The sequence below is a fragment of the Marinobacter santoriniensis NKSG1 genome (assembly GCF_000347775.1).
Lineage (GTDB): Bacteria > Pseudomonadota > Gammaproteobacteria > Pseudomonadales > Oleiphilaceae > Marinobacter > Marinobacter santoriniensis.
On sequence record NZ_APAT01000021.1, the window covers coordinates 170644 to 184481 of the forward strand.

A 13838-nucleotide genomic window follows, 5' to 3' on the forward strand; every position below is an offset into this window, starting at 1 on the left:
TACAGACGAATCGGGTCGACTACTTGGACATCATACCCTTCTCGTATTCGTCATTACTGATATTCCCATCGCCATCAAGATCCATCTCATGCATTTTCATCATGCGATTTTCCTCTTGCGCCTTGGCCTTACCAGCCGCTGAACTGCCATAGACGTTGAGTTCGTCTTCGCTGATTTTGCCGTCACCATTGGCATCCATGTGCTGGAAGCTGGGTGCGTTCATGGCTTTTTCGTCCATCCGGTCAGCCTTACCGCCTGATTGATAGTCGCCTTCGGCATAGGCCAGGGAGGAAATAGCGAAGGTAATTGCTACGAGAGGCAACATCCAGATCTTCATAATGAAACTCCTGTTTCGTTGTCAGCAGGATCCTGGCACCAAAATCGCTTGCGGATCCCTGACTGAAGGGGGGCCACACAAGACGCCAAACAACGAATCGTGAAGTGCAGTCCTTGGTTTCCCGACCGACGAGGTGAATATCTCTGGATCGGAATCACCGGTTAGACAGCACTGATCGTTTTTTGATCACTCACACCGCCTAGGTAATTTCCATGATGGCCATGGGCAACCGTGATTGCGCGCGGGATTACGCTACGTAACCGGCAACGCCTCGTTGCTACCCCAGTCTGCCCAGGAGCCGTCGTAGAGTGACAACCGGGAGTACCCCGCCAGTTCGGCTGCCAGCAGAATGATGCAGGCGGTGATGCCGGAACCACAGGAAAACACCAGTTGCTGCCCGCTGCCGGGGTGAAGGGAGGGCGCGAGGTGGGCAAACGTATCCGCCAACTGGCTGGCAGGCTTGAATCGATACCCCTCCAGCACCTCCGCAAATGGCAGGTTGAGGGAATTGGGGATATGGCCCCCACGCACACCGGGCCGGGGTTCCGGCGCCTGCGCCAGGAAACGCGCCTGTGATCGCGCGTCGATCACCGTTACGTCCTCGTCCTCCAGATGTTCGAAGACGTAGCCTGAATCCCGGACCAGGCTGCGATCGAGCTTGCCCACCTCGGTGCCCGGCGTGGCCGCCTCGGCCACCGGCGTAGAAACGGTATCACGCCCTTCGGCCAACCACTGAGGCAGGCCGCCATCGAGCACAAACACCTGCTTGAGGCCCATTGCCCGCAGAATCCACCAGGCCCGGGGTGCCGAGTAGATACCCTGGTTGTCGTACAGCACCACCAGGCTTTCCGGGGTAATGCCCAGCCTTCGGGCTTCCGCCGTGAACTGCGCTTCTGTCGGAAAAGCGTGAACCTGGGGCGATTCGGTATCGCAGAGCGTTCCTTCCAGGTCGATCCGGTAGCTGCCCGGGATGAACACGGGAGCGTCGTAAACGATCGGCTCCCTGCCAATCACATTGACCATACTGGCGTCGATCAGTACCAGGCGGTCGTTAGCCAGGTTGTCCTGCAGCCAGTCGGTGGAAACGAGGGGGGAGTGACAGTGATAGAGGTTTCGAATCTCCCCTTCAATGTCGAATTTCACGTTACCGCAGAGACATTCACCTTTCATCGACTGTTCCTTTGACATTGACTGTTCTGAGCAGCGGCGAGAATGCAACATAAGCCGTCGCCAATGCACCGAATAATAAAACACCGTCCAGTGTGACCCCGAGCCGAACAGCTCCGAAAACACCATAAAAGAGGCCCATGATGGCGAGCACCAGACACCATGTCCGAGATCTCAACCCGCCCAATAGCAGAGTGAAGCCAATGACGATTGAGAGCGTTGGGCACGGGATGAGCCCCGTCGGGGCGGCGTACAGGTACTCCAAAGGCGTCGCGTTATCGAGAAAATGAGGATATATCCAGCCAAACCCAACCATCAATGCGCCTGGAACAGCCACCCACGCTGGTGCAACGGTCACAGCCTCTCGCGACGAACGGACGGCAATCGCAGCCAGAACAATACCCGTAAGCGCAAAGGCGGTTCCGTTAAATGGATTGCCGTGGAGCCACGCCAGAATGCCGACGGAGAACAATGGAAGCACGAGCAGTAAACCGATCCTCTGCGTTCGCGGGCGAACGCCAAAAACAAGCCCGAAAAGGAGAACGATGAAATAGCCATGCCAAAAGATGGCAAGTAACCGCCACTGGTTGGCTATCGCATTAAGACCAGCAAGAATTACCTCAGATGAGGGCATGGTTATACCGTCGTTACAGTCTGGATAATGGCACCCTGGGCAACAGCCTCTGGTTATGTGATCTTAGCTCACTCCGGCAGCCCCTCGAACTCTGGAATCTCACCAATCTCCCCGTCCCAAACGGCTCTGCTCGACGTGAAGATGTGCGCCGTTGGCAACACAGAGACTTCCGTGTCCAGACACCCTGCGGGAACAACAAGCAAACCTGCGATCTGAGTGTTTGGCAATGCTGAACCACACAACTTACAAAAGCTCTTGTTGTGGCGGGTACCCGGAAGCGTAAAGGACGTCACAGCCTCTGCACCCGCCAGCCAGGTCAGTTTGGCTGACTGCGAAAACAGATTTGCCGCATGAGCCGAGCCCGTGTCCTTTTGGCAATGGTGACAATGACACAGGTAAAAGCTGTCGAAATCCCCGTGCACTTCAAATCGCACGGTGCCACACAGGCAAGAACCGGAATGAGCAGTCATCGGGTTTCCTCATTCATAGTGGCTCCAGAGCCTGAGCACTTTCACCACTTGCTCATCATCGAGTACCTCGTAGACCAGGCGATGCTGAATATTGATGCGGCGTGAATAGGCTCCCGCAAGATCGCCAATGAGTTTCTCAAACGGGGGCGGCTTACGGTATGGATCTTCCGCTATCAGCGCTAACAGTTCCTGGGCTTTTGGCTTGAGGCCGCTTGAGGCCAACTTCTTTGCATCTTTCTGGGCTTGCTTGGTGTAAACCAACCTCCATGTCACCAGTCCAGCTCCTCATCGCATTCTTCCACCGGGGTATCCATACCCTCGCGAATAGACTCCCGCATACCAGGCACGGAAAGCAGGTAAAGTGTTTCCTGAATCGCCGACCAGTCTTCCTCGGAAACCAGGACGGCTTTGTTTCGCTTACCCATGATAACGATCGGTTGGTGGGACTCGGCTGTCTCGTCAATCAACCGATAAAGGTTGCTGCGCGCCTCAGTTGCTGTGATTCCGGTCATGACGCACCTCTTTGCGTGTTTAACTTCTGATCAAAGTGTACGCTTCTTAGTACGTACGTCAAGACGAACGTTTTGAAAGGATCTGTTAGCTAATGAGTGCAACAATTCCTGCGACCGTCGAAATACCGTGACGAAAACCGGCAGCAAGCCTCCGAGCCACGACAGCCAGTATTCCTGGACCCGGTATCAGCGCCAGGATAGCCATTACGCCGAATAGAGCTAGCGAGGATGTGGAGTTCATGGCGTCTCTGCCTGCTCAAGCACGCGCGTGAGCCGATCAAGATTTTGCTCATTTGCAGGACCTGCCCTTTCTTTGACGGCCTGGGCGGTTTGAGCATCTTCAAACACTTGAGTCCAGGTTACATGCGTTCCACGACCTTCCGCAGTAAGTTCAACGGTGAGCCGGAACTTTGGCGGGCAGTCATGATGAATGACTATTTTCGAGTTTGGTTCAAGCGCTTCAAACGTACTCTCATTCTGATAGTCAGTCCCGTCAGGGGCATGCATGACGAACTTCCAGCGCCCCCCTTCCGTAAACTGATGAATTTCGAAGGTGTTTGAAAAGCCCTCAGGTCCCCACCATGCGGCCAGCAGTTCTGGCGAAGCAAATGCCCCGTAAATCTCTTCCGGGGAGAAAGGTAGGGACCTGGAGGTACGTAGCGTTCTGTCGTCAGTCATCCGTTCCGTGCCTCCTCAATCGCCGCGATATCAATCTTCCGCATCTGCATCATGGCGTTAAAAGCCCGCTGGGCGGCCGCAGGGTCCGGGTCGCTAATGGCCTCGGTCAGTGCCTGCCACCGGTGTGATCTGCCAGGGAATACCCAGCACCGTGAACTGCACCGTCAGTACATCGCCCTGCTTGCCAGCGGGGTAGTCGCCCGGCGCCCGCCACACGCCATCCACCGACGAATCCGGAAACACACCGGCATAGAATCGCGCCGCTTCCTCGGCGAGACTGAAATCCCCGAGCAAGCGAATCAGCGTTGCCAGAACGCGACGGGATTCGGCTTTGTAGATCTGGTGGATGGTGTGTTGCATGGAGGTCGATTTCCAGGCCAGCAAGTAGACCGCGTAGCACCCAATATAGCAGTGGACATGAACAGACGGAGGATAATCAGGGGGAAAGTCGATACCCTTGTGCTCTTCCTTGATTGCGATTTCATAAATAAGACGCCAGATAGAGTGAGTGAACGATGGCCCCCTCCAAGAAACACCCGTGGTTTCCGCTACTCATTTTCCTGGGCGCGGCCTTTACCTTCAGTGTCACGATGATCGGCACCACCATGCCGACCCCGCTCTACCCCATCTACCAGGACAGATTCGGTTTTTCCGATCTGATGATCACCATCATCTTTGCAGCCTATGCCGGTGGTGTGATTACCGCCCTGGTGCTGACGGGACGCTGGTCTGATCAGGTAGGCCGCCGGCCATTACTGTTTGCGGGGCTGGCTTGCTCCATCATCAGCGACCTGGTGTTCTGGCAGGCCAATGGCCTGGCGATGATCCTGACCGGCCGGGTGTTATCCGGGCTGTCCGCCGGGATCTTTACCGGCACGGCCACGGTGGCCGTCCTTGAACTGGCCCCGCCCCACTGGCGGGATAAGGCCACCTTCTTTGCCACCGCGGCGAACATGGGTGGGCTGGGCCTCGGGCCCATGCTTGCCGGCGCCCTCTCCGAGTATCTGCCCTGGCCACTGCACCTGACCTTTCTGGTGCACATCGCCATGGCCGTGCTGGCAGTGTGCTGCATCTGGGCGGCTCCGGAGACCGTTTCGAAACCCGCTCACCCCAAACTGTCCATCCAGCGCCTGAGTGTGCCTCCGGAAGTCCTTGGCGTATTCATTCCCGCCGCCATTGCCGGATTTGCCGGCTTCGCCATGTGCGGCTTCTTCACATCCATCGCCCCGGCGATGATGGGCAAGGTCCTGGGCTATGACAATCGGTTGCTGATCGGCGTCGTCGCCGGCAGCATCTTCATCGCCTCAACTCTGGGCCAGTTCCTGCAGGGCAGACTGCCGCTCAGGCTGCGCCTTCCTCTGGGCTGCGTGTCCCTGATGCTCGGGGTGATTCCGATCGCACTGGGCATCTATAACCAATCCCTCACCCTGTTCATCATCGGTGCTGTGATTGCCGGTATGGGCCAGGGTATTTCATTCCGGGCCGGCATGGGCGCGATCGCCTCGGCCAGCCCGACTGGCGAGAAGGCCGCAGTGACGTCCACCTTCTTTGTCGTGGCCTATGTCGCGATCTCAGTGCCGGTCATCGGCCTGGGCGTGATGGCAACCTTGACCAGCCTGACGACGACCGGGATCAGTTTCGCCGCTGTTATGGGATCACTGGCGGCGCTGGCATTGGTACTGCTGATTCGGCGGGATCGGGCAGAGGCGTGATCAGGAATCGTCGGTGATCTCTTCAACTTCCGAACGGCCGGATGTTCGATCTCCGGTAAACCATTGCCAATTCTCTTTAAGCACAAGAGTACCGGCACTATCCTGGCTTGGAGTTGAGACGCACCTCCCGGCCATCAGCTCACCATCGACATTTTCATGGTGATAAACAAACTCCAGGCTGCCGTCGGCATGGACCTTTCCCTGGAGGTGCCCGCTGACGACCTCGCCACCGCTATAGGTGGCCCACACCCGATCGTCATTTTGCCGATAATGAAACCTGGTTTGACCTCCGACCTCGCCGTTCTCGGAGTTCGTCCTGCCTCGAAAAATGCGATTGTTGTAATTCACTTTCGTTCCTGACGGCGGGCCGGTAGATAGGGTTACCAATACTGAGGATTATTGAATGCCTCAACGCAACAAGCCTGTCCCAGTGGGCGCTCAAGACTGCTTCCATCCAACGACTGGCCCAGCCAAGCCTCTGGATGGGCTAGTTTAAACGGCGCTTCCGCAACCTCTTGAGGTACGTACTCGAAACCCACTCTCGAATAGTAGTTCGGATCACCATAGGTAAAAATGAGTTCGACATCCAGTTCACGCAAGCGCTCAATGCCAAAATTAATCAGTTTCTGGCCGACGCCTTTGCCCTGATGCTCTGTATCAACGGCTACGGGTGACAACATAAAAGCGTTTACGGGGGAGCCGAATGACAATCTCGTGAAAAAGATACAGCCGACTATCGGCCCTTGCTCGGTAGCGATGAACCCGAACATGTCATCAGTTTTGGTGCCGTTCACCAACTCATGCACCAAATGCCCAATCAGCTTTCCCTCAGACTCACCTTCTGAATCAGAGAACGTCCGGGTAAACAGGGCCTCGATTTCCTGTCGATCAGACTCGCGATACTTCGAAAACTTCATGTTCTAGAAACCCTATTGAGACCGATGAATCTGGAGCCTCTGTGAGACTGGCAAAAAGAAGGGGGTTTTCACCCCCTTCTTATTCAATGACTCGAAACGCAAATTATTTGCATAGCGTGCCGACGGCCATGCTGCTCTCGCCTTCGCTGGTGGAATAACTGAAATCCGTATTCAGCAGCACACTACCATCTTTGGCCAGGAAAAGATCGCCAATGGAGGTCGAGAGCACGCCGTCAGTGAGCCCGTTGATGGTAATCGGTGTCGTGCTATTCGGGGAATGGAATTCTGAAATCGTGCCAGTCAGCAAGCCGCTGCCGTCCACACTCAGATCCAACTCGTGTTCGTCATCCGAGACACCGGTCAGCGACGCCTGAGTGGTTGAGGTGATCATCATCGTGGCTTTGCTGACGTAGGTGCTGTGCCGGGCAAAGTTGGTGGCACCCACCCCCGAGATCGTGCCGATGCTGGTGATGCAGTAGGTCCGCCCCACCAGGTCATTGAGGGTGATACTGGAAGCGGCCTCAAGGACACCAACCCGGGCAGCCAGGTTATTGATCGCGTCGGTCACCGCGGTGAAATTATCATTAACCTGCGAGGCACTGGCCGCAGTACCCGCGGAAAATGTGTTAGGCACCGTGGTCTGAGCCAGGACGGTGCCGGCAAATGTGGAGGCAATGCCGGCGATCATCAGGGTCTTGATCAGTTTCATCTTTATTCTCCTAAACAGAATTGGTTGACAGCCGTCAGGGCTTACTGGCCCCAGTTCGCGTTGTCCCAGGTGGTGGTTTGATCATTCCAGTACAGTGTTGGTGTGCCGCTTTCGCAGGCATCGCCGACGCCGTTGCCGTCGCTATCGGTCTGGTCGGGGTTGGCAACAGACACGCAGTTGTCGACCGAATCGGCTATACCGTCCTGATCGGTGTCGGCGCTGGAATTCGGATCCTGCGGAAAGGCGTCTGCGTTATCGCCCACGCCATCGCCATCCGTATCCGCGGTTTCAGTCGGGCCCTGGGGGAAGGCGTCGGCGTTGTCGCCCGTGCCGTCCCCATCGCTGTCCGCCACCTCGGTGGGGTCTTGGGGGAACGCATCGGCATTGTCGCCGACACCGTCCAGATCCGAGTCGGCCGTTTCCGTCGGGTCGTTGGGAAAGGCATCCTGCGCATCAGCGACACCGTCATCGTCTGCATCGGCCATGACGGCTGCCGGTTCAGGGTCCACGCTCACACCGCCCGAGGCCAGGTCCGTGGTGTCCGCCGTTGCGCCCGTGTCCTGGGTTTCGTTCGCCAGGACCATCTCAATGTCGCCGACGGTCATGTCCGTGCCGGGAATCTTCAGCGAAGTCACATCCTGGGTGACCGTGGCGGCCAGGGAGGCGGAAACGGGCGTGAGCGCCGCAATGTCGCCCTGATCGCTCCGACCGTCGATGACCCCGTCACTGAGATCCTCTGTCAGGGCGTCGAACGCGGCTTCTGCGGTATTACCGCCGCCGCTGTCGGAGACGGCTTTTGCGATGGCTGCAACGGCTTCGATCGCCTGGCGGTAGGCGGCCACTTCAGTCTGTGACGCGGCACCAGTCGTTGTATTGGTAATCAGCGGCGGCGTGGTAAAGATGTCGGTTGCGTTGGTGAGGCCAAAGCCGAAGGTCGATTTCACCTGCCCCTGGGCGACCGTCAGTGCCGTGCTGAATTCAGCCGGGCTGATCGAACCGTTACCGTCGCCGGCGTAGGGCGATCCGCTGTCGGCCTTCCTGGCGGCGAGCCGCACGGCCATGGTCGTTAAGGGCGAGGCGTAGGCCGGATCACCGTTCAGCAAACGCTGGACATCCACCACCGTATCCAGCTCGCTGAACAGCGGCTTCGCGCCCGTGGTCAAGTCAACTGTGTCCGCATCGACCACGAACTCCAGCAAGACCAACCCCGACGCATTCGAGGGTATCTGGAGGTTCTGGATACCGGCATCGGCTCCGGTCTCGCCGGTGTCGATTTTCGCCCCGCGCAAATCGGCCCTGGACAGGTCTACCTGGTACAAATTGACCACTGCGCCGGCCAACGGGCCTTTCACGCCGGACCCGCCCACTGCCACTGAAGACCCTTCCTCTGCCACTGAAGATGTGGCGCCAGAATTGGAACCATTACAGCCAGCGAGAGCTGCTAGCAGGGGGAGCAAGGCCAGGTACCGGCTACTTTTCGTTAAAATCATAGCTTTTTCCTGATCGTAAATGTTATGTGCTTGGTTATTAGAGGTTGTTGAAAGTGCGCCATACTGGCCGGCGGCGTGTTGCATCACGCTTGCCTATCGGATTGCGAGTGCCAGGCCGAATCCTTCCGCTACCCGCCCTGACAAGGCATCCAAATCGCAATTTATTGGTTGTAGAGGCGAGATCCATCCCCCACCTGGGGTATGACAGGACTGTGGCGTTTTGTATGTCCCCTCTCTGTCCGCGGATCAACAGGCGTTGACGGGTTGTCTCACCTTGTTAACATTCATAGGGATTCGGAGCAGCTGGGCAGTGGGAGCTTATCCGGCGCTTGAGGGTGTTCCGGCGATTTACCATCACTGCCCAGCACGACAAGTACTTGTCGTTTTGGTGGGATATGCGTTACCGAAAAGCTGGCTTCCGGGTATTGGAAGGCGGGCTTGCGAGATCAGGAGCGTCCTGATGGATGTGCTTTACAGCCTGTTGGTGCCGTGAATGCAGTTTGCTGAGAGCCATGTTGTTCACTTTTCCGGGATCGAAGGGCTGTCATGAGTGATAACCATAACCCCCTGATCAGCACGGGGACGTTGCTGGATCAGCTCTATGAAGCCGCCATCGACCCTGGGCGCTGGCAAACCTTCATCGGAGCGGTGGCGAAGGCCGTCAATGCCAAGTCGGCGCTGATTCGTCTGATTGACCCGGTGTGTACCCGCGCCACCTACACTGCGGCCCACAATTTCGACCCGTCATTCCTGCAGGCCTATACCGAGCATTTCATCCACATCGACCCAGTCCTCGAAGCGCTTCAGCAGGCGCCGCAGAACATCATTCAGACCTCACAAAAAGTAGTGGATTACACACAGCTGACCCGCACGGAGTATTTCAACGACTACATGCGACCGCAGGACAACCACTACCTGATCGGCGGTCTTCTGACGAACGGATCGGGGCAGCTGTTGTTTCTCGGCGCCCAGCGCAGCCGGCGCGAAGAGCCCTTCAGTGCAACTGATGTGGCCTTGTTGCAAGGTCTTGTACCTCACTTGCAGCGGGCCGTGACCATGTGGTCTCGGCTGGACAGCACGAACCTCAACCAGCAACTCTCCGACGCCGTGCTTCAGCGGCTTGGGCTCGGGCTTGTCGCGCTCGATGAACATGGCCGGGTCAGTCTCACCAACACTCTGGCCGAGCAGATTCTCTATGAGGACAATGGCATCGCGTTGCTCAACGATCGCTTGCGGGCGAATCGCCCCGCAGAAAATGGGGCTCTGAACGACATGATTGGTGCGGCATTAACGCCAGGTGCTGAAGGCAAGGCCGGAAACAACCAGGCGATTGTCGTACGGGGCGGCGCCAGCCAACCGTTATACGTTATGGCTCTGCGCCGGGATTCCGTCCTGACTGGCGATGGTGGCCCATTCGACGGTCATCCTTTGTTGATCTTGCTCGGCGAGCTCAATCGCCAGCCCAAATTGAACGGTGACTTCCTTCGTGGGCTCTACGGTCTCACCAACGCCGAGGCGCGGCTCGCCATCGCCTTGTCCCAGGGTCAGGGACTCAGCGACTACTGCGATCTGGCCAAAATCTCGAAACACACCGGACGGGCCCAGCTGAAAAGCATCTTCCAGAAGATGGATGTCCAGAGCCAGGGACAGTTAATCGCGAAAATCGTGCAGGGACCCTGGTTGGAATGACAGCTGGACGCTGGCGCGCGTGACACGACTTGATACTGATTGAGCCAGAGGACTTTCACCACTTGCTCGTCCTCGAGCACGTGTTATGTAGGCGGGCCACTTGCAAGGAAAAAAATGGCCCGCAGCCAACAACTTTCACTTTCCCTTGGACGGGCCGTTACCTCGACCGCCACCCGATGGATTGCCCGAAGTGCTTGGCCAATTGCCCCCGGGCCCCGGATGACTTGAAGGGCCACGTCCGCCGCCTTTTGAACCACTTCCACTCTTAGCCATGATGCCTCCTTTGCCTTTCTGATTTGTGCATCCATATATCAGTCCAGGCATTGGCACTAAGGCTGACAAAGCCACATAACGCTCTTGTTTAGCGGCGGCTACGGAACCCAACGCCTTTGCCGCCTTAATTTCGTGTACTTTAATTCCAATTACCCACCGAATGTATCGTAGGAACATTCCCAATGCTAAAGATCCTGAGACCAGCACCATTATGAGGATGCCGAAAAACTCCTGTGGAGAACCAGAGTATTCAGGCTGCGATGTTTGGTAAAAATACACCGCCCATACTCCAATCATCGGGAGCCCCAATACCAACGAGAAAACCCAAAACCATAGCCAGCGAGTGATCAAAACCGGAATGATCAAGAGGGAGGCTGATATTGCAAGAACGATCTCAATGCTCATTCAGTGACCACGTAACGCCCGTATTTGGGGCCGTAGTGAAGCGCAGCGGAAGGGAGGTCCAGCGTCCCTTGACCGCACTGGTTATGTCTTTGCCTTATGACAGGGCCATGTGTCTAAAGACCAACAAGCTAGCAAAAACCATGTAGGCAGTAATAAAGCCCAAGGTGCGAGTATCAAGTACTGCCAAATCATGATGTCTCATCCAGCACATAACGCCGTGGTAATGGGTGACAACGGAGCAACGGGTAGTTGGCGTCCCGTTGATCACCTTGTTAACTTTTCACGGTTTCGGCTTCAAGCTGTCCAAATTCTTCCAAAGCCTCTTTGCCCGACGCTAGCCTAGAAAACCCTCTCAGAACGCTGCCTTTCGCTATAAGTTTTCTCTCAATCAGCTTGTTTCCAATGACTCCGAACAAAACGATTGCATAGAAAACATAGGACTCTAAAGCCGAGTTATTGACTAAGTGCTGGGACCATTCCGCGATCCTGTTAAGTGAAAATAGGCCCACGCAGAGCACCAATGCAGCCAGCCATAGCCGATGGTATATCGCCCATAGAAAAGTAAAGAAAAATGCCGGCTGAATCGCCACCAGTTTGCTAGACACCTTTCAGCCATACAAAATGGCTATCAGAGAGGTGCCCATGAGCAGCAAACGTTATCCTGAAGAATTTAAAATTGAGGCGGTCCGTCAGGTGACGGATCGGGGCCACAGTGTGGCCCAAGTCGCCAATCGATTGGGGGTGACCACCCACAGTCTCTACGCCTGGATCAAAAAGTACGGCCCCGACGCCGGCCAGCATCAGGCCAAGGCGGATGAACAAGCCGAAATTCGGCGGTTGCAGAAGGAACTGAAGCGCGTCACCGAGGAGCGCGACATCCTAAAAAAAGCCGCGGCGTACTTCGCCAAACAGTCCGAGTGAGGTACGCCTTCATCGCAGAGCACAGTGAGCAATGGCCGGTTCGCTGGCTATGTCGTTTGCTGGATGTGCATCCCAGCGGTTTCTATTCCTGGAGGCGTTCACCAAAATCCAGGCGATGTCGGGAAGATGAGCGCTTGTCTGGCTTGATCAAACAGTTTTGGTTGGAGTCAGGGGCGGTTTATGGATACCGGAAGATCCACAGTGACTTGCGCGAATGTGGTGAGCAGTGCGGCCCCAACCGTGTGCATCGATTGATGCGTAATGCGGGCATAAGAGCCCAGGTTGGTTACCGACGCCCCCGTCACAAGGCCGGGCATGTGCATCAGGTGACGCCCAACCTTCTACAGCGACAGTTTAACCCGAGCGCGCCGAACGAGGGTTGGGTGACGGATATCACTCACATCCGTACCCATGAGGGATGGCTTTATTTAGCGGTGGTGCTGGACCTGTTCTCACGGCGTGTCATCGGTTGGTCGATGCAGTCACGGATTACCAAAGACCTGGTATTGGATGCGCTGCTGATGGCGATCTGGCGTCGCAAGCCGGCAGGTAAGGTCATCATTCATTCGGATCAGGGCAGCCAATATACCAGCCATGACTGGGGTGCCTTCCTCAAAGCACATGGTCTGGAGGGAAGTATGAGCAGGCGTGGCAATTGCCATGACAATGCTGTCGCCGAGAGTTTTTTCCAGTTGCTGAAACGCGAGCGGGTGAAGCGGAAAATCTACACGACTCGGGATGACGCCCGGGCCGATATCTTCGATTACATCGAGATGTTTTATAACAATCGACGCCGCCATGGTTCTAATGAGCATTTGTCGCCAGTAGAGTATGAGCAGCGTCACCACGAACGGCTGGAAAGTGTCTAAAGAACTGGTGGCGATTCACACGGAATGGAGGCGAAGCCGCAATGTAGTAGACGTCGCCGTGACTGGCCTGGTTAAGTGTTGCCACGCTGCTTGTCGAGGTCATACAGAGCCTCCCCATCCTTTTCGTCGATGGCCCGCCAATACGCCGGATCACGAATTCGATCTAGCTGCTCGGACACCTCTTGATAGTCATCTTCAAGAGTCGATAGGCGCTGCTTCAAATCCTCGTTTTCCGACTGAAGATCTTCGAGAGCTTCTTGAAGGTTGCGCAGAGAGTTACCCGTTGCAGGGAATCGATTAACTTCGTGCCAAACTCCAAGGGCAAGTGCGGCTACCGAAACCCATATTAGCCAGTCCATGACCTAGACTCCTTGTGACATTTAACGCGAAGCTAAGCGGCGCCCTGAAAAGGGCGTCCGGTGGACGGCCACAGGCCGGGAACGTACTTAAGCGACTTGTGTACGCCCAGCATGGGCATGAACTAATGGGGTGAAAGTCCCCTGTGGGAAGATCACCGTTCATCGGGTTTCCCCGATTGAACGCCAACCACTAGCGAATGGCAAGGGCCGCTCCGCGAGGAAAGGTCTGGAGGAAGCCGCTAGCAAAACTGCGAGCTGATGAACAAGAACATCATATGAGGCGTAGGCCGGAGGCGAGTTGGCACAAGACGACGAAGCCGCGTGATCTAACGGCCACCGTAAATGATGCAGCAGTGCAGTGACAGTGCATGTCCTTATCTGGGGAGATCTGCTCAACGAGCGATCGGTCAATTACCAGTCAGGCCACTGGTCGATCAAGCCTGGGCGCAGCCGTTGCCATCGGCGGTTGCGAGCGAACGAGATGGACACCGATAGCGCCGACAGGGGTAACCCTGTAGGTGATTGAGCAGAAGTCAGCAGCGGCCATAGTAGCCAAACGCCCATCGTAATGGTCGGGACAGGGTGAAGGGCCTAACACCGGGAACAAAGGAGGAGCCTTGACCGACTTGAACGCACGAATGCCGTCCGGCAATGACGTGGCTCAGCGTACGGCCATGAAGCCAGCCTTTAGTGATT

At 56.3% G+C, this 13838-nt stretch carries 16 protein-coding genes and 1 pseudogene; 3 read left to right on the forward strand and 14 right to left on the reverse strand.

Translation table 11 applies throughout. The features are described from left to right. Nucleotides 1–19 precede the first annotated feature (19 nt). The 8 genes and pseudogenes from MSNKSG1_RS14135 to MSNKSG1_RS14170 form a co-directional block, all read right to left on the reverse strand. Complete coding sequence (locus MSNKSG1_RS14135) at nt 20–337, reverse strand: EF-hand domain-containing protein (protein WP_008939967.1); 318 nt, start codon at nt 335–337, stop codon at nt 20–22. Nucleotides 338–589: 252 nt separating this feature from the next. After that, the gene (locus MSNKSG1_RS14140; RefSeq protein ID WP_008939968.1) at nt 590–1507 is read right to left on the reverse strand and encodes a sulfurtransferase; all 918 of its coding nucleotides are present in this window, start codon (nt 1505–1507) and stop codon (nt 590–592) included. Further along, on the reverse strand, nt 1497–2138 hold the full coding sequence (locus tag MSNKSG1_RS14145; protein ID WP_008939969.1) for a hypothetical protein: 642 nt from the start codon (nt 2136–2138) through the stop codon (nt 1497–1499). The genes MSNKSG1_RS14140 and MSNKSG1_RS14145 overlap by 11 nt, the downstream gene beginning before the upstream one ends. A 68-nt stretch (nt 2139–2206) precedes the next feature. After that, nucleotides 2207–2608: a GFA family protein gene (locus tag MSNKSG1_RS14150; protein WP_008939970.1), complete on the reverse strand. Its 402-nt coding sequence runs from the start codon at nt 2606–2608 to the stop codon at nt 2207–2209. Nucleotides 2609–2617: 9 nt separating this feature from the next. After that, nucleotides 2618–2881 (reverse strand): Txe/YoeB family addiction module toxin, encoded by a 264-nt coding sequence (locus tag MSNKSG1_RS14155; RefSeq protein WP_008939971.1) that lies wholly within the window; start codon nt 2879–2881, stop codon nt 2618–2620. After that, nucleotides 2878–3120, reverse strand: coding sequence for a type II toxin-antitoxin system Phd/YefM family antitoxin (locus MSNKSG1_RS14160; RefSeq protein ID WP_008939972.1), 243 nt, complete (start codon nt 3118–3120; stop codon nt 2878–2880). Before MSNKSG1_RS14160 ends, MSNKSG1_RS14155 begins: the two co-directional genes overlap by 4 nt. Before the next feature lie 237 nt (nt 3121–3357). Next, the gene (locus tag MSNKSG1_RS18965; protein WP_008939973.1) at nt 3358–3798 is read right to left on the reverse strand and encodes an SRPBCC domain-containing protein; all 441 of its coding nucleotides are present in this window, start codon (nt 3796–3798) and stop codon (nt 3358–3360) included. After that, nucleotides 3795–4110, reverse strand: a pseudogene (locus tag MSNKSG1_RS14170) (VOC family protein). The gene MSNKSG1_RS18965 and the pseudogene MSNKSG1_RS14170 overlap by 4 nt, the downstream one beginning before the upstream one ends. Before the next feature lie 203 nt (nt 4111–4313). Here MSNKSG1_RS14170 and MSNKSG1_RS14175 point away from each other — a divergent pair. Further along, a complete protein-coding gene (locus MSNKSG1_RS14175; RefSeq protein ID WP_008939975.1) occupies nt 4314–5510 on the forward strand; it encodes an MFS transporter in 1197 nt (398 codons plus the stop codon). Here MSNKSG1_RS14175 and MSNKSG1_RS14180 read toward each other — a convergent pair whose 3' ends face one another. The 4 genes from MSNKSG1_RS14180 to MSNKSG1_RS14195 all read right to left on the reverse strand — a co-directional run bounded on the left by MSNKSG1_RS14180 (nt 5511) and on the right by MSNKSG1_RS14195 (nt 8626). Next, complete coding sequence (locus MSNKSG1_RS14180; RefSeq protein ID WP_008939976.1) at nt 5511–5858, reverse strand: hypothetical protein; 348 nt, start codon at nt 5856–5858, stop codon at nt 5511–5513. It abuts the gene before it with no gap. 32 nt (nt 5859–5890) lie between these two features. Next, the gene (locus MSNKSG1_RS14185; protein WP_008939977.1) at nt 5891–6427 is read right to left on the reverse strand and encodes a GNAT family N-acetyltransferase; all 537 of its coding nucleotides are present in this window, start codon (nt 6425–6427) and stop codon (nt 5891–5893) included. 103 nt (nt 6428–6530) lie between these two features. Continuing rightward, nucleotides 6531–7136, reverse strand: coding sequence for a hypothetical protein (locus MSNKSG1_RS14190; RefSeq protein ID WP_008939978.1), 606 nt, complete (start codon nt 7134–7136; stop codon nt 6531–6533). A 41-nt stretch (nt 7137–7177) separates the two neighbouring features. Further along, nucleotides 7178–8626 (reverse strand): thrombospondin type 3 repeat-containing protein, encoded by a 1449-nt coding sequence (locus tag MSNKSG1_RS14195; protein WP_152638782.1) that lies wholly within the window; start codon nt 8624–8626, stop codon nt 7178–7180. Nucleotides 8627–9172: 546 nt separating this feature from the next. Here MSNKSG1_RS14195 and MSNKSG1_RS14200 point away from each other — a divergent pair. Continuing rightward, nucleotides 9173–10315, forward strand: a complete 1143-nt coding sequence (locus tag MSNKSG1_RS14200; RefSeq protein WP_008939980.1) for a helix-turn-helix transcriptional regulator — start codon at nt 9173–9175, stop codon at nt 10313–10315. 135 nt (nt 10316–10450) lie between these two features. Here MSNKSG1_RS14200 and MSNKSG1_RS18970 read toward each other — a convergent pair whose 3' ends face one another. Further along, on the reverse strand, nt 10451–10993 hold the full coding sequence (locus tag MSNKSG1_RS18970; RefSeq protein ID WP_083871084.1) for a hypothetical protein: 543 nt from the start codon (nt 10991–10993) through the stop codon (nt 10451–10453). 642 nt (nt 10994–11635) lie between these two features. On the opposite strand from MSNKSG1_RS18970, the gene MSNKSG1_RS14220 reads away from it, so the two are divergent. Beyond that, a protein-coding gene (locus MSNKSG1_RS14220) for an IS3 family transposase (protein WP_152638783.1) occupies nt 11636–12783 on the forward strand; the annotation gives its coding sequence in 2 pieces (ribosomal slippage) (nt 11636–11873 and nt 11873–12783; 1149 coding nt in all). Between the two features lie 71 nt (nt 12784–12854). On the opposite strand, the gene MSNKSG1_RS14225 is transcribed toward MSNKSG1_RS14220, so the two are convergent. After that, nucleotides 12855–13142: a hypothetical protein gene (locus MSNKSG1_RS14225; RefSeq protein ID WP_008939984.1), complete on the reverse strand. Its 288-nt coding sequence runs from the start codon at nt 13140–13142 to the stop codon at nt 12855–12857. Nucleotides 13143–13838: the final 696 nt, after the last annotated feature.

Coding starts and splice junctions, on each gene's coding strand:
- MSNKSG1_RS14160 (WP_008939972.1), bottom strand. CDS start 3,120: ATGACCGGAATCACAGCAACTGAGGCGCGCAGCAACCTTTATCGGTTG.
- MSNKSG1_RS14150 (WP_008939970.1), bottom strand. CDS start 2,608: ATGACTGCTCATTCCGGTTCTTGCCTGTGTGGCACCGTGCGATTTGAA.
- MSNKSG1_RS18965 (WP_008939973.1), bottom strand. CDS start 3,798: ATGACTGACGACAGAACGCTACGTACCTCCAGGTCCCTACCTTTCTCC.
- MSNKSG1_RS18970 (WP_083871084.1), bottom strand. CDS start 10,993: ATGAGCATTGAGATCGTTCTTGCAATATCAGCCTCCCTCTTGATCATT.
- MSNKSG1_RS14135 (WP_008939967.1), bottom strand. CDS start 337: ATGAAGATCTGGATGTTGCCTCTCGTAGCAATTACCTTCGCTATTTCC.
- MSNKSG1_RS14140 (WP_008939968.1), bottom strand. CDS start 1,507: ATGAAAGGTGAATGTCTCTGCGGTAACGTGAAATTCGACATTGAAGGG.
- MSNKSG1_RS14175 (WP_008939975.1), top strand. CDS start 4,314: ATGGCCCCCTCCAAGAAACACCCGTGGTTTCCGCTACTCATTTTCCTG.
- MSNKSG1_RS14195 (WP_152638782.1), bottom strand. CDS start 8,626: ATGATTTTAACGAAAAGTAGCCGGTACCTGGCCTTGCTCCCCCTGCTA.
- MSNKSG1_RS14190 (WP_008939978.1), bottom strand. CDS start 7,136: ATGAAACTGATCAAGACCCTGATGATCGCCGGCATTGCCTCCACATTT.
- MSNKSG1_RS14200 (WP_008939980.1), top strand. CDS start 9,173: ATGAGTGATAACCATAACCCCCTGATCAGCACGGGGACGTTGCTGGAT.
- MSNKSG1_RS14145 (WP_008939969.1), bottom strand. CDS start 2,138: ATGCCCTCATCTGAGGTAATTCTTGCTGGTCTTAATGCGATAGCCAAC.
- MSNKSG1_RS14225 (WP_008939984.1), bottom strand. CDS start 13,142: ATGGACTGGCTAATATGGGTTTCGGTAGCCGCACTTGCCCTTGGAGTT.
- MSNKSG1_RS14185 (WP_008939977.1), bottom strand. CDS start 6,427: ATGAAGTTTTCGAAGTATCGCGAGTCTGATCGACAGGAAATCGAGGCC.